General features: G+C 64.8%; 10 protein-coding genes. All 10 read left to right on the top strand.

What is annotated here, in order from left to right; genetic code table 11:
• The first annotated feature begins 4 nt into the window (after positions 1 to 4).
• The 10 genes from CAY82_RS19540 to CAY82_RS19495 all read left to right on the top strand — a co-directional run bounded on the left by CAY82_RS19540 (position 5) and on the right by CAY82_RS19495 (position 14,604).
• The gene (locus CAY82_RS19540; protein WP_087502682.1) at positions 5 to 1,576 is read left to right on the top strand and encodes a flagellar hook-associated protein 3; all 1,572 of its coding nucleotides are present in this window, start codon (positions 5 to 7) and stop codon (positions 1,574 to 1,576) included.
• Between the two features lie 74 nt (positions 1,577 to 1,650).
• Positions 1,651 to 5,223 carry a glycosyltransferase gene (locus CAY82_RS19535; RefSeq protein ID WP_087502778.1) on the top strand — a complete coding sequence of 1,191 codons (3,573 nt, stop codon included), beginning with the start codon at positions 1,651 to 1,653 and terminating at the stop codon, positions 5,221 to 5,223.
• Positions 5,224 to 5,362: 139 nt separating this feature from the next.
• On the top strand, positions 5,363 to 6,136 hold the full coding sequence (gene rfbF / locus CAY82_RS19530; protein WP_087502681.1) for a glucose-1-phosphate cytidylyltransferase: 774 nt from the start codon (positions 5,363 to 5,365) through the stop codon (positions 6,134 to 6,136).
• Complete coding sequence (rfbG, locus tag CAY82_RS19525) at positions 6,118 to 7,200, top strand: CDP-glucose 4,6-dehydratase (protein WP_087502680.1); 1,083 nt, start codon at positions 6,118 to 6,120, stop codon at positions 7,198 to 7,200. The genes rfbF and rfbG overlap by 19 nt, the downstream gene beginning before the upstream one ends.
• Positions 7,197 to 7,757 (top strand): dTDP-4-dehydrorhamnose 3,5-epimerase family protein, encoded by a 561-nt coding sequence (locus CAY82_RS19520; protein WP_087502679.1) that lies wholly within the window; start codon positions 7,197 to 7,199, stop codon positions 7,755 to 7,757. The genes rfbG and CAY82_RS19520 overlap by 4 nt, the downstream gene beginning before the upstream one ends.
• Positions 7,754 to 8,980, top strand: coding sequence for a class I SAM-dependent methyltransferase (locus tag CAY82_RS19515; RefSeq protein ID WP_087502678.1), 1,227 nt, complete (start codon positions 7,754 to 7,756; stop codon positions 8,978 to 8,980). Before CAY82_RS19520 ends, CAY82_RS19515 begins: the two co-directional genes overlap by 4 nt.
• Entirely contained in the window at positions 8,977 to 9,855 is an 879-nt protein-coding gene (locus CAY82_RS19510; protein ID WP_087502677.1) for an NAD(P)-dependent oxidoreductase, read from the top strand. The genes CAY82_RS19515 and CAY82_RS19510 overlap by 4 nt, the downstream gene beginning before the upstream one ends.
• Positions 9,845 to 10,912, top strand: coding sequence for a class I SAM-dependent methyltransferase (locus CAY82_RS19505; protein ID WP_087502676.1), 1,068 nt, complete (start codon positions 9,845 to 9,847; stop codon positions 10,910 to 10,912). The genes CAY82_RS19510 and CAY82_RS19505 overlap by 11 nt, the downstream gene beginning before the upstream one ends.
• A gap of 20 nt (positions 10,913 to 10,932) precedes the next feature.
• Positions 10,933 to 11,673 (top strand): cephalosporin hydroxylase family protein, encoded by a 741-nt coding sequence (locus CAY82_RS19500; RefSeq protein WP_087502777.1) that lies wholly within the window; start codon positions 10,933 to 10,935, stop codon positions 11,671 to 11,673.
• Between the two features lie 33 nt (positions 11,674 to 11,706).
• The gene (locus tag CAY82_RS19495; RefSeq protein ID WP_087502675.1) at positions 11,707 to 14,604 is read left to right on the top strand and encodes a TIGR00180 family glycosyltransferase; all 2,898 of its coding nucleotides are present in this window, start codon (positions 11,707 to 11,709) and stop codon (positions 14,602 to 14,604) included.
• The last annotated feature ends 193 nt before the right edge of the window (positions 14,605 to 14,797 follow it).

The raw sequence follows: 14,797 nt of genomic DNA, 5'->3' as shown, positions 1-14,797 counted from the left end.
GATCGTGAGCGTACGTATCTCCACTTCGCAGTTCTACAACACCAACCAGGCCAACTATCAGCGCAACTTCGCCAACGCGGTGAAGACCCAGCAGGAGGCCACCGACAACATTCGCGTGCGCTCCGCCAAGGACGATCCGGTGGGTGCCGCGCGTCTGCTGCAACTCGAGCAGCAACAAAGCATGCTCGAACAGTACGGCGACAACATCGTCAATGTGCGCAATGCCCTGGGTACTGCCGAAAGCACACTGAAGTCCATCGGGACCATCCTGCAGCGGGTCAACGAACTGGCTGTGAGCTCCGGAAACGCCGGCTTCACCGACGACGACCGCAAGGCCAATGCCGCCGAACTGGACTCGTTGGAGCAACAACTGTTCACTCTGATGAACAGCAGGGATGAGGACGGCAAGTACCTCTTTTCCGGCTCCAAGGGTGATACCCAGCCATACGTGCGCAATTCCGATGGCACCTACTCCTACCAGGGGGACCAGGCGCAGCTCAAGTTGCAGGTCGGCGACATGCTCAGCCTGGCCTCTAACGAAACCGGCTACGATGCGTTCGAGCAGGCCCTGAACACCAGTCGCAGCGAGACCAGGCTGACTGCGCCGGCCGCCGATGATGGCCGCGTCAGCCTGTCCAACGGCCAGGTCTCCGGCAGTTCCACCTACAACGACCGCTTCCGCAGTGGCGAGCCTTACAGCATCGAGTTCGTCAGCAGTACACAGTTCAAGATCACCGATGCCGGCGGCAATGACGTCACCCTCGAGGCGACCCAGGGCGGCAAGTTCGACCCGAACGGCAACAACACCGAAATCAGCTTCCGTGGCGTCGACCTGCGCCTGGACATCAGCTTCAAGGCCGGTGATGAAGCCGATCCGGATGCTGCCATCGCCGGCCACACCTTCAGCCTGGCCTCCAAGGCGGACCAGATCGGCAGCACCCGCAGCCCGGGTAATGCCTCGTCGGTCCAGGTCACCGGTGCCTCGGTGGTCGACCAGGCTGCCTACAAGACTGCCTTCCCCGAAGGCGCGGTGCTCAAGTTCACCAGCGCCACGGATTTCGAGCTGTATACCGCGCCGGTCAGCGACGGCAGCCGGCCGATCTCCACGGGTACCCTGAGCGGCACCACCGCCACGGTGCTGGGCGTGCAGTTCGACCTGTCGGGAGCGCCAAGTGCCGGTGACTCGTTTGCCATCAAGGTCAATACCCACCAGACCCAGAATGTGCTCGACACCATCAGCCAGCTACGCGCTGCGCTGAGCACCCCGATCGACGGTGACCCGGCGGCCGCGCAGGCTTTCAAGGCCGCGCTGGATTCGGCCATCGGCAATATCGGCAGCGCCACCAACCAGGTGACCTCGTCGATCGCCTCGATCGGCGGCCGTGGTCAGGCGCTGGATGTTCAGGCCGAGACCAACTCGGCGCTGGGCGCCGAGAACACCAAGACCCAGAGCTCGATCCGCGAAAGCGATCCGGCCGAAGTGATGATCCGCCTGACCATGCAGACCAACATGCTGCAGGCCTCGTTGCAGGCCTATGCCAAGGTCGCCGGTCTTTCGCTGGTCAACTACATCTGATAGCGCTGCATGCGTAGCCAATCGTGCGCCGCCACCGTCAGGTGCGGCGCACTTTTTTTTGCAAGGTCGCCAACGTGAACGAAAAGCCTCTCGTCAGTATTGTCATCCCCGCCTACAGCCCACGGTTCTTTAGCATGGCCTTGCACAGCGCCCTTGGCCAGACCTATGAGGCGCTGGAGGTGCTGGTCTGCGACGACAGCGAAGGCGAGGAGATCGAGGCCATCGTCAACGCTGTCGAGGGCGAATTGCGCGCTTGCGTGCGCTACGTGCGCAACAGCCGGCGCCTGGGTTTTGTCGCCAACCTGGTGCAGGCGGTGGGCTTGGCCCGGGGCGCACTGGTCAAGGTGCTGTGCGACGACGATCGCCTGTTCCCGCAGTGCGTGACGCACCAGGCCAAGGCCTTGCTGGAGCACGACGAGGTCGGCCTGGTGTTGTCCCAGCGTGTGCTATGCGACGAGAACAACTTCATCCTGCCGATGCGCATCGCCAATGCGCGCTTCGCCAATGTCGACAGCCTGTTCAAGGGCGAAGACATGCTGGCCATGCTCGACGGGCGGCCAGTGAACTTCCTGGGCAATTTCTCGGCGGCGCTGATGCGCCGCGAGCAGGCACTGGAGTGGTTGCAGGCGCTCACCAGCGATAGCCTGAGCTTCGTCGCGCTGCTGGACCTGGCGCTGTTCGCCTGCCTGATGCGTCGCGGCAACATGGTCATGCTCAGTGAGCCGGGCCTGATCGAACGGCTGCACCCGCAGCGCCTGAGCAAGCAGGAGGCGCTGGTCCAGGCCGCACCGCAGGAGTGGCGCTGGATGATGCAGATGCTCGCGGCGCGCAGCGGTGAAGCCGCGCCCGCCAGTGGTTGGGTGCGCTACGTGCCACTGACCGAGGCACAGCAGCAGCCGCGACAATGGCAGGAGTTGTGTGTGGCACGGATCATCAGCAACTGGCAGACCCGCCTGGGTGGTCGGGTGGGCAGCGAGTGCGAAAGCTATGCCGAGCTTTATCAGCAGTGGTTGGCGGCGCGCCGCTTCAGCGACGTGCAACGGGGGTTGCTGCCCCAGGCGGTAGCGGCTTGGCCACGTCAGCCGCGCATCGTACCGGTGGTGCTGGATACCCAAGGTGACGCCCAGGCCCTGGGGCGCACCCTCGACAGCCTGGCCGGGCAGTTGTATCCGGTGCATGCGTGCGTGGTGTTGGCCGATGCCGTGCCAGCCAGCCCGATCCCGCTGGTGCACCAGCCGCTGCAAAGCGACTGGCCAGAGCAGTTGAACCAGTTGCTGGCCTCGTTGCACGACGCCGACTGGATCTACCTGCTGCGTGCCGGTGACCGGCTCGCCGAGTCGGCCATTCTGCTGCTGGCCGAACGTGCCGCGGTGTTCCCCAACCTGGCATGCGCCTACAGCGATGAAGGGGCCTGGCTCGATGACCAGCCGGGCGAACCGGTGTTCAAGCCGGACTTCAACCTCGATCTGTTGCGTAGTTACCCCTATGTCGGCCGCACCCTGGCCTTCGCCCGCGAGGCGATTCTCGATCTCGGTGGTTTCGATGCCGGCTTTGCCGAGCTGGCACCGCATGACCTGCTCTGGCGCCTGGTCGAAACCCGTGGCCTGCAGGTGATCGAACACATTGCCGAAATCCAGGTGCAATCGGAGTTCAGCTTCGCCAGCTGGCTGTCGCTGCCGGAAGTGATCGCCCAGAGCGAACCGGTGCTGGCTGCACATCTGCAGCGGCTGGGCGTGGCGCATCGGATCCGGCATGACGACCTGTCTTTGCTCAATCGGGTCGACTACTTGCATGCCGGCACCCCGCAGGTATCGATCCTCGTTCCTGTCGGCAGTGACCTGGCAGGCCTGCAGGCTTGTGTCGAAGGGTTGATCGAGCGCACAGCCTATGGCCGCTACGAGGTACTACTGGTGGCCGGGCCGGCCGTGGCGGCCGACGTGGACGGCTGGCTGCAGGCCATGAGCGAGCTCGGTGCAGGCATGCTGCGCGTAGTCCGGGAGCTCGGCGGTTCGCGCAGTCAGCTGCTTGATGCCGCTGCAGCCCAGGCGTGCGGTGACTATCTGTTGTTGCTCGATGCCAGCGTGCAGGTGTTCGACGGCCAGTGGCTGGACGAAATGCTCCAGCATGCCCAGCGCCCGGAGGTGGCGGTGGTCGGCGCCAAGCTGGTCGATGCCCAGGGGCGGGTGGTCGAAGCGGGCCGGGTGCTGGGGGTTTCCAGCGTGGCCGGCCCGGCGTTCGCCGGGGAAGATGCGCAGTCGCGCGGTTACCTGCAACGCTTGCAGGTGGTACAGGACTGGAGCGCTGTCGGCGGCGATTGCCTGATGGTGCGCAAGGCGGTGTTCGCAGAGCTGGGGGGGCTGGGGGCCCAACCGCTGAGCCAAGGCATGGCCGAGCTCGACCTGTGCCTGCGCGCGGGGGCGCGCGGTTACCTGGTGGTCGGCACGCCCTATGCCGTGCTGCTCAAGCGGGAAGCGACGACCACAAGCGATGGGTTTGGCCAGGACGCGCTGCTGGAACAGCAGCAGGTGTTCTGCGAGCGCTGGCTGAGCAAGGTGGTCCGCGACCCGGCATATAACCCCAACCTGGGGCTGGCCAGCGGCGACTTCAGCCTCGAGCCGAGCCTGCGTGGCAGCTGGAGCCCGCTGTGCGCCCGGGCCTTGCCGTCGGTGCTGGGGTTGCCGATCAACGACAGTGCGGTGGGCCATTACCGGGTCGAACAGCCGTTCAAACAGCTGGAAGCCGCCGGGCGCGTGGTCGGGCGTGTGGTCTACGAGTCGCCGACCGTGGTGCAACTGGCGCGCATGGACCCGGACGTAATCATCCTGCAGTTGCGGCATAACGATGATTCGGTGCGCGACATTGAACGCATCGCCCGCTTCTCCAATGCCCGGCGCATCTTCGAAATTGACGATTACGTGCTCAGCGCGCCGAAAAAGAACACCCATGCGCGCAACAAGCCAGCCGACATCGAGCAGCACCTGCGCCGTGGCATCAGCCTGTGCGACCGGGTGGTGGTGACTACCCAGGCGTTGGCCAATGCGCTGTCGGACATGCATGACGATATCCGGGTGGTGCCGAACATGCTGGCACCACACCTGTGGACGAACCTGCCGGCCAGCCGCCGTGGCGCTTCCAGCAAGCCGCGGGTGGGTTGGGGCGGCGGTACCAGCCACAGCGGCGACCTGGAGATCATCGCCGAGGTGGTGCGTGAGCTGGCCGGTGAGGTGGAATGGGTGTTCTTCGGCATGTGCCCCGAGGCGCTCAAGCCCTACATCCACGAGTACCACCCGGGTGTGCCGCTGGCGCGTTACCCGGCCAAGCTGGCGAGCCTGAACCTCGACCTGGCCCTGGCGCCGCTGGAATTCCACATCTTCAACGACTGCAAGAGCAACCTGCGGCTGCTGGAGTACGGAGCCTGCGGTTACCCGACCATCTGCACCGACACCGAGGCCTACCGCGGCTACCTGCCCTGCACGCGCGTATACAGCAACAGCACCGAGGAGTGGCTGCAGGCGATCCGCTCGCACCTGGCCGACCCGGCGGCCAGCTACCGCATGGGTGACGAGTTGCGTGAGGCGGTGATGCGCGACTTCGTGCTGCGTGACGACAACCTGCGCCACTGGGAGTGGGGCTGGTTGGCGGACTGATTTTCGCCTGATAGCAACTGGGGTCGCAAAGCGGCCCCAGCTTTTTTGCAGGTTGGCGCATTTCCTGCAATACCCCATCGATATCGCCATAAATCCTTCACCCTGGTGGTCCGGGGGCGCGAAGTACATGAGGAAATCGATGAAGGCAGTCATTCTGGCGGGTGGTCTCGGCACGCGCATCAGCGAAGAGTCGCACCTGAAGCCAAAACCGATGATCGAGATCGGTGGCAAGCCAATTCTTTGGCACATCATGAAGCAGTATTCGGCGCACGGTATCCACGACTTCGTGATCTGCCTGGGCTACAAGGGCTACGCGATCAAGGACTTCTTCGCCAACTACTTCCTGCACACCTCCGACGTGACCTTCGACATGCGCGCCAACCGAATGGACGTGCACCAGAACTACAGCGAGCCATGGCGCGTGACACTGGTCGACACCGGTGAGGAGACCATGACCGGTGGCCGCCTGCGCCGCGCCGCGCGCTACCTGGAAGGGGAGCGGGCATTCTGCTTCACCTATGGTGATGGCGTGTCCGACATCGACATCGGCGCGCTGGTTGACTTCCACCATGCCCACGGCAAATTCGCCACGGTCACAGCCGTGCAGCCGCCAGGCCGCTATGGTGCCTTGCAACGTGATGGCGACCAGGTACTGGGCTTCACCGAAAAACCACGCGGTGATGGCGGCTGGATCAATGGCGGCTTCTTCGTGCTGTCGCCTGAAGTGTTGCCGTACATCGATGGCGATGCCACCTCATGGGAAGCCGAACCGTTATCGCGCCTGGCCTGCGAGGGGCAACTGCATGCCTTCGCCCATGAAGGCTTCTGGCACCCAATGGACACCCTGCGTGACAAGAACCACCTGGAGCAGTTGTGGATCAGTGGGGAGGCGCCATGGAAGCAGTGGGCCTGAGCCCTGCGTTCTGGGCCGGCAAGCGCGTCCTGCTCACTGGCCACACCGGTTTCAAGGGCAGCTGGCTGGCGCTTTGGCTGCACAGCCTGGGTGCCCAGGTCACCGGCTTTGCCCTTGACCCGTCGACCGAGCCGAGCCTGTTCGAGCTAGCGCGGGTAGGCGAGGGCATCGATGACCGCCGTGGCGACGTGCGCGACCTGGGTGTGCTGCTGGAACTGGTCGCCGAAGTGCAGCCGGAAATCGTCCTGCACCTGGCAGCCCAGCCCTTGGTCCGCGAAGGCTACCGCGATCCGCTGGGCACCTATTCGACCAATGTCATGGGTACCCTCAACCTGCTCGAAGCGGTGCGCCAGGCCGGCGGCGTGCGTGCCTGCGTGGTGGTTACCACCGACAAGGTGTACGCCAACCAGGAATGGGCCTGGCCCTATCGCGAGAACGAAGCGTTGGGCGGGCACGACCCTTATAGCAGCAGCAAGGCCTGCTGCGAGATCCTTGCGCAGTCCTATGCCGCGTCGTTCTTCCCGGCCGAGCGCCATGCCGAGCATGGCCTGAGCCTGGCCACGGCGCGTGCCGGCAACGTGCTCGGCGGCGGCGACTTCTCACCCGAGCGGCTGATCCCCGACGTGCTCAAGGCGTGGTCCGCCGGTGAGCCGGTGACCTTGCGCTTCCCCCAGGCGGTGCGCCCCTGGCAGCACGCCCTGGAGCCGCTGGCCGGCTACATGCAACTGGCGGCCAGCCTGTACGAGCAGGGCCCGCGCTTTGCCGGCGCGTGGAACTTCGGCCCCGGTGACGATGACATGTGCAGCGTCGGTGAAGTGGTGCAGTTGCTGGCCGGCCAATGGCCGCAGGCACCCGGCGTCAACTTCGAGAAGAGCGACCTGCACGAAGCCGGGCTGCTGCGCCTGGACAGCTCGCGTGCCCGCCAGCAGCTGGCCTGGCGCCCGCGCTGGACGCTCAACGAATGCCTGGAGCGGACCCTGGGCTGGCACCTCGCCTGGCAGAAGGGCATGGACATGCGTGCGGTCAGCCTCACCCAGCTGAGCCTGTACCAGGAGTCGCTGTGAGCCAGTACAGCCTGCACCCCTTGCCGTTGCCGGGCCTGGCTCGCATCGAACATCGCCGTGTCGAAGACGCCCGTGGCGCCTTTTCGCGGCTGTATTGCGAAGACAGCCTGGAGCGCTTCGGCGCGCCGTTCCACATCCGCCAGATCAACCGATCGCTGACCCGCGAGCGCGGTAGCGTGCGTGGCCTGCATTACCAGGCCGGGCCGCAGCCGGAGAGCAAGTACATCACCTGTCTGCAGGGTGAGGTGTGGGATGTAGTGATCGATCTGCGTGCCGGTTCGCCGACTTTCCTGCACTGGCATGCCGAACACCTCAAGGCCGGGCAGGGCAGCAGCTTGCTGGTGCCGGCCGGCTTTGCCCACGGCTTCCAGGCCCTGAGTGACGACGCCGAGCTGCTCTACCTGCACAGCGCCGACTATGCCCCGGAACACGAAGGCGGGCTGTCGGTGCTCGACCCGCGCCTGGCAATCGCCTGGCCGTTGCCTGTGATCAACCTCTCGGCCCGGGATGAGATGCATCCTTGGCTGGACGACCGCTTTACCGGAGTGACCGTATGAATTGCCGTGGTTGTGGCAGCGCCCTGCACTTGCCGTTGATCGATCTGGGCACCTCGCCGCCCTCCAATGCCTACCTGCGCCCCGAGCAACTGGCCGAGGCCGAGCAGTGGGTGCCGTTGAAAGTGGCGGTGTGCGAGCAATGCTGGCTGGTGCAGACCGAGGACTACACCCGCGCCGAGCAGCTGTTCGACGCCGACTATGCCTACTTCAGCTCCTATTCCAGCTCCTGGCTGGCCCATGCCGAGGCCTACGTGGCGAGCATGACCGAGCGCTTCGTGTTGGGCGCCGACAGTCGCGTGGTGGAGATTGCCGCCAACGATGGCTACCTGCTGCAGTACGTGGCCCGGCGCGGCATTCCCTGCCTGGGCGTCGAGCCGACCCGCAGCACCGCTGACGCAGCACGGGCCAAGGGCCTGGAGATCCGCGAAGTGTTCTTCGGCCGCGAAGTGGCCGCGCAACTGCTGGCAGAGGGGTGGGGCGCCGACCTGATGGCGGCCAACAACGTGCTCGCCCACGTGCCGGACATCAATGACTTCCTCGGCGGTTTCGCCACCTTGCTCAAACCGTCCGGCGTGGCCACCTTCGAGTTTCCGCACCTGCTATCGCTGATTGCCGAACACCAGTTCGACACGCTGTACCACGAGCACTATTCCTATCTGTCGCTGACCGCGGTGCAAATCCTCTGCCAGCGCAACGGCCTGGAAGTCTTCGACGTGCAGGAGCTGCCGACCCACGGTGGTTCGCTGCGGGTGTTCGTGCAGCGCGCCGATGGCCAGCGCCGTGCCGTGGAACAAGCCGTCACCCGCCTGCTGGCGCTGGAGGAGGAGCAAGGTGTGCGCCGTGCCAGCTTCTACGCAACCCTTGCGCCTGCAGCCGAGCGCATCAAGCTGCAGTTGCTGCGCTTCTTGCTGGATGCCAAGGCCACCGGCAAGCGGGTGGTCGGCTACGGCGCCGCAGCCAAGGGCAATACCTTGCTCAACTATGCCGGGGTCAAGGCCGACCTGCTGGCCTGGGTGGCCGACGCCAACCCGCACAAGCAGGGCAAGTTCCTGCCCGGCAGCAGAATTCCGGTGGTGGCACCCGAACGCCTGGCCGAAGAACAGCCGGACTATGTGCTGGTGCTGCCCTGGAATCTGCTGCGCGAAGTCAGCGAGCAGCAGGCCGGCATTCGGGAGTGGGGCGGCCGTTTCGTCATCGCCGTGCCCGAGTTGACCGTGCTATGACCGCGTTGCATGTGCTGGTGACTGGCGCCACCGGTTTCGTTGGTCGCCATCTGGTGGCTGAGTTGCTGGCCCGCGGTTGTCGGATACGCGCCCTGGCGCGTGACCAGGAGCGTGCGCGCAGCATGCCGTGGTTCGACCAGGTGCAGTTCGTCGCCGGTGACCTGCAGCTGGCGGATGCCAGGCAGGTCGCCAGCTGGAGCGACGGTATCGATGCACTGGCCCATCTGGCCTGGCCGGGGTTGCCGAACTACCAGGCGCTTTTCCATTTGGAGCAGAACCTGATGGCCGACTACCGCTTCATCAAGCATGCGGTCGAGGCCGGCGTGTCGCAGGTGCTGGTCACCGGCACCTGCTACGAATACGGCATGCAGAGCGGCCCGCTGGACGAGCAGTGCCAGGCGCGCCCGGCCAACCCCTATGGCCTGGCCAAGCACAGCTTGCACCAGTTCCTCCTGGCACTGCAGATGCACCGGCCGTTCACCTTGCAATGGGCACGGCTGTTCTACCTGCATGGTGAAGGCCAGAACCCCAACAGCCTGCTGGCTGCGCTTGACCGCGCCATCGACAGCAAGGCTGCGGTGTTCGACATGTCCGGTGGCGAGCAGCTACGCGATTTCCAGCCAGCCACCGAGGCTGCACGCCAGTTGGCCGGCCTGCTGCACTGCGGCGGTTATTCCGGGGTGGTCAACTGCGCCAGCGGCCGGCCGGTGGCGGTGCGCAGCCTGGTCGAGCAGCGCCTGCGCGAGCGCGGGGCCGATCTTGTACTGAACCTTGGTCATTACCCCTATCCGAGCCACGAGCCAATGGCGTTCTGGGCCGTGACCGACCGACTCACCCAACTGCTGGCTGCCCAAGGAGCGCCCCATGGCCTATGAGTTGTACCGTGCCGCCGGCTTGCCCGTGCTGCAGAACCGTACCTTCGCCGACGCCGCCAGCGCACGGGCGTCGGCCAGTGGCGACATGTGTCTGGTCCAGGATGAACGCACCGGCCTGGTGTACAACCAGGCCTTCGACGGATCCTTGTTGAGCTACGACAGCGACTACCAGAACGAGCAGGCCCTGTCACCGGCGTTCCAGCGTCACCTGGATGAAGTTGAACAGCTGATCGCCCGCTACTTTGCCGGCAAGCGCCTGATCGAGGTGGGCTGCGGCAAGGGTTACTTCCTTGAGTTGCTGCGCCAGCGCGGGCACAGGGTGACCGGCATCGACCCGGCCTACGAAGGCGACAACCCGGATGTGATCAAGGCGCCGTTCACCCGTGAGCTGGGGCTGTCGGCCGATGCCGTGGTGCTTCGCCATGTGTTGGAGCATATCGCCGACCCGCTGGCGTTTCTCAAGGCCATTGCCGATGCCAACCAGGGTGGCCTGATCTACATCGAAGTGCCGTGCCTGGACTGGATCCTCGAGCACCGCGCCTGGTTCGACCTGTTCTACGAGCACGTCAACTACTTCCGCCTGAATGACCTGCGCCGCTGCTTTGGCAAGGTGCTGGAAGCCGGCCACCTGTTCAATGGTCAGTACCTGTACATCGTCGCCGACCTGGCCAGCCTGCATATGCCGGCCTTCGACGGCCAGCGCCTGCAGTTGCCGACAGGCTTCAGCGCCAGCCTTGAGCGTGGCCAAGCGTTGCTGCGCGAGCATGCCGGGCGTGGTGCGGCGATCTGGGGGGCATCGTCCAAGGGCGTGATCTATTCGCTGTACCTGCAGCGTGCCGGGGTGCAGGTCGACCACGTGATCGACATCAACCCGGCCAAGCAGGGCCGCTACCTGCCACTCAGCGGCTTGCGCGTGTCGTCACCCGAAGAGGCTTTGTCGAGCCTGCCTGACGGTGCGCAGGTCTTCGTGATGAACTCCAACTACCTGAATGAGATCCGCCGCGACACCGGCAACCGTTTCGTCTATCACGCGGTCGATGACGCCGCGTTCCAATGACCTTTGCAGAGACCGTTTCCATGACTGACAACAACAACGTCCACCAGGCCTTCCTCGCCGAGTGCAACGAGCAGATCGCCGCCCAGGGCCAGGACCAGAAGCTCCAGGGTCTGGCGCGTGACCTGTTCAATGAATCGGCCAGGCACAAGTACAGCTACCATTTCTCGTGGATGGGCCGGCCGATCATCCAGCTGCCCCAGGACATGATCGCCATGCAGGAACTGGTGTGGCGCATCAAGCCTGACCTGATCATCGAGTGCGGCATCGCCCATGGTGGGTCGATCATCTACTATGCTTCGCTGTTGCAACTGCTGGGCCATGGCGAGGTGGTGGGCATCGACGTCGACATCCGCCCGCACAACCGCAAGGCCATCGAAGAGCACCCGATGGCGCACCGCATCACCATGTTCGAAGGCTCGAGCATCGCCCCGGAGATGGTCGCCAAGGTGCGCCAGCTGGCCGAAGGCAAGAAGGTCATCGTCGTGCTCGATTCCAACCACACCCACGACCACGTGCTCGAAGAGCTGCGTGCCTATGCGCCGCTGGTGTCGGTGGACAGCTATTGCGTGGTGATGGACACCGTGGTCGAGGATATGCCGGCCGACTTCTTCCCGGACCGCCCATGGGGCCATGGGGACAACCCGAAGACCGCCGTGTGGCAGTACCTGAAAGAGAACCGCGACTTCGAGATCGACCGTCAGGTGCAGGACAAGCTGCTGCTTACCGTGGCGCCGGACGGCTATCTGCGCCGCGTGCGTTGATTCTCACCCCAGGTCACCAGCAGGAACGTCTTCATGCCGCTTCAGGATACCCCGCTCATCGACCGCTCGCTGCGCGAGCGTTTCACCGTGGTGTTGATCACCCATAATCGTCCGGCGTTCCTGCGCCGGGCCTTGCACTACTATCGCGATTTCCCGGCAAGCATCCTCGTGCTGGATTCATCCAGCCAGGCCGATGCCACCCTGCAGGCGGACTACCCGCAGGTGGATTACCGCCACCTGCCGCAGTACACCTACAAGGGGCTGCAGGACAAGCTCGCCTATGGTGTGAACGAAGTCCGCACGCCGTTCATGACCTTTGCCGCAGATGACGACTTCCTGCTGTTCGATGGCATGGCCCGGTCGGTGCAGTTCCTTGAGGAGCATCCGGACTACGGCGTGTGCCATGGCTACGGCATGATGTACGTGGGGCACGGTACCGAGGTGCACTTCTACCGGCGTGACAAACGCGTGCAGGAAGACTATTGCAGCGACGACCCGGCCCAACGTCTGGTCGAGTTCATGGGCCAGTTCCTGCCGCCATTCTATGCGGTTACCCGCACCGACCTGCTGCAGCAGTGGTACGCACTGCTGCCGGCGGGCACCAGCTTCGAGTGGCAGGAGATTGGCCACACCTTCTACCTGTTGGCCAATGCCAAGGCGCGTATCCTGCCGATTCCGTACGCAGTGCGTGAAGCCAACCTGGGCGGCTCGGACCACAACACCAACGTGCTCACCGTGTTGGCCAACCGCGACGAGCGCAGTTGCCAGGAGCGTGAGCGCTTCGCTGCGTTCCTCGCGTCGATCCCGACGGCCCTCAGCTGCCTGGGAGCCGAGCAGGTGCAACAGGTGGCGCTGGAAGGCTTCCAGGCCATGGCCGAGGGTTTGCTCAGTGGTCGTGCCCTGCATGGCTGCATGATTGTCACCTCGCGCTGGAACGTGCCAACCCCCGAGCCATTGCGCATCTTCGGCAAGCAGCAGTTCGTCGAAATGCCGTTCTACAACCAGCCGATGTTCGACCTGCTGGCGCAACTGGAATTCCTTATCCATGCCATGCCTTGCGGGCGCCTCCAGCTGCGTGAGCTCGAAGCTATCCTGGTGCGTCAGCAGGCGCTGATGCAGGTCAATGCCAATGACAACGAGCGCACCATCCGCGCGCGGCTGTGGCAGGCACTGGCGCTGAGCCCTTTCAACCGGGTGGTGGTGGAGCGCCTGCTGGCCTCGCTGGAAGCGGCCGGCGACGAGGCCGAGGCCGCACCGCTGCGGCCTTGGCTGGCCCGGCTCGAGGCATTGCCGAGCTATGATAGCCAGGCGCTGCTCGCATCGTTGCCTTCCGGCCAGTTGTTGAACTGGCTGGAGGCGCGCAAGCCTGACGCCGAGCAGTCAAGCCTGGCCAGGCAGCGTCTGGCTGCAGCCGACGGTGGTCCAAGCTTCGGTATCGTGCTGCTCGACCTGGGCGCGCAGATGGACAAGCTGCAGGCCACCTTCGACAGCCTGATGGCCGGACCGTGCCGCCGCTTCAAGGTGGTGGTACTGACCGGTGGCGACCTGCCAATGGCGACCAATGCCGGGCAGACCGTGCACTTCGTCAAGGCCGACACGAAAGATTACGTTCGCCAGATCAACCAGGCGGTCGCCCAGCTGGATACCGACTGGGTGGTGCTGGCCGAAGCGGGCGATCGTTTCACCGCCAGCGGCTTGCTACGGGCCAGCCTCGAACTGCTGGGTGCCGAAGGCATTCGCGCGGTAGCCATGGATGAGGTGCAGGTGCAGGCTGACGGTCGTCTGCGTGAAGTACTGCGGCCTGGCACCAGTCTCGACCTGCTGCAGAGCGTGCCGGGGGTGATGGCGCGTCACTGGTTGCTGCGCCGTGATCTGCTGCTGGCGGCAGGTGGCTTTGACAGTCAGTACCCGCTGGCGCTGGAATTCGACCTGCTGCTACGCATGATCGGTGATGAAGGCCTGGCCGGCTTGGCCCACCTTGCCGAGCCTCTGTTGATCTGTGACGCGCCAGCGCTCGACAGCCAGGACCAGGAGCGGGCGGTGCTGACCCGTCGCTTGGCTCAGCGTGGCTATGCTGCCACGGTGGGTTCGGTGCACCCGGGCACTCATCAGATCGACTATCGGCATGCCGAGCGACCGTCGGTTTCGATTCTCCTGCACTGCCAGGACAATGCCGAAGAATTGCAGGCGTGTCTGGTCAGCGTGCTGCAGCGCACGCGTTACCAGAACCACGAGATCGTCATCGCCGACAACGCCAGCCAGTCGCCGCAGTTACGCGAATGGCTGGCCAGCCTGGTCGCTGCTGGCAGCCGTGTGCGGGTTATCCGCAGCGAGCAGGCCATGGCGCCGGTCGCCATGCTCAACCTGGCCAGCCGCGAGGCGCAGGGCGAGTATCTGGTGATGCTCGACAGTGCAGCTGAGGTGCTCAATGCCAACTGGCTGGAAGGCCTGCTCAACCAGGCCCAGCGCCCGGAGGTTGGGGTGGTTGGCGGCAAGCTGCTTGGCAGCGACGGCAAGGTGGCCGAGGCCGGACTGGTGCTGGCGGGCGAGGCGGGTATTCGCCCGGCTTTCCAAGGGGTGGCCAAGGATGCACCGGGCTACCTGCAGCGTTTGCAGGTGGAGCACAACGTATCGGCCGTGTCCGGTTGCCTGATGGTGCGGGCCGAAGTGCTGCGGGCCCTGGGCGGGCTGGATGAGCAGTCAGCGAGCATTCGCGCTGCCCAGGTGGCTGCCTGCCTGAGTGTATCCGGGCTCGGCTTGATGGTGGTCTGGACGCCCCAGGCCCAGGTGGTGCGCCATGGCCGGTTGGACGCACTGCCCTGTGCACCGCAGGTGCAGGACCCGTTCTACAACGCCGGGCACAGCCGTGGCGCGGCGCTGTTCACCCTGGACCCGCAAAGCCGGGTCGAGTGGCAGGCACTGATCGCTTGAAGGCAAGGCTGCGTCGCAGCACTCGCTCCCGCCGGGATCGCGCGTTTTCTGATCCCGGCAGCAAATCTGGACTGCCCCCAAGAAGTTGGACACCAATCCAACCCGTGGGGGATCTATGGGTAAATACACAGAGCAGTTCAAGCTCACGGCTATCACCGCTTACCTAGAGGGCAACCGGGGCTTTCGCAAGGTG

Origin of the sequence: Pseudomonas sp. SID14000, from assembly GCF_002165135.1 — a bacterium.
Lineage (GTDB): Bacteria > Pseudomonadota > Gammaproteobacteria > Pseudomonadales > Pseudomonadaceae > Aquipseudomonas.
Note: the sequence above shows the minus strand (reverse complement) of the source record. Positions and strands in the feature narration are given on the sequence as shown.

Bases quoted from the DNA above. Each gene is read 5' to 3' on its own strand.
- CAY82_RS19495 (WP_087502675.1), top strand. From the start codon at position 11,707: ATGCCGCTTCAGGATACCCCGCTCATCGACCGCTCGCTGCGCGAGCGT.
- rfbG (WP_087502680.1), top strand. From the start codon at position 6,118: ATGGAAGCAGTGGGCCTGAGCCCTGCGTTCTGGGCCGGCAAGCGCGTC.
- CAY82_RS19500 (WP_087502777.1), top strand. From the start codon at position 10,933: ATGACTGACAACAACAACGTCCACCAGGCCTTCCTCGCCGAGTGCAAC.
- rfbF (WP_087502681.1), top strand. From the start codon at position 5,363: ATGAAGGCAGTCATTCTGGCGGGTGGTCTCGGCACGCGCATCAGCGAA.
- CAY82_RS19510 (WP_087502677.1), top strand. From the start codon at position 8,977: ATGACCGCGTTGCATGTGCTGGTGACTGGCGCCACCGGTTTCGTTGGT.
- CAY82_RS19515 (WP_087502678.1), top strand. From the start codon at position 7,754: ATGAATTGCCGTGGTTGTGGCAGCGCCCTGCACTTGCCGTTGATCGAT.
- CAY82_RS19505 (WP_087502676.1), top strand. From the start codon at position 9,845: ATGGCCTATGAGTTGTACCGTGCCGCCGGCTTGCCCGTGCTGCAGAAC.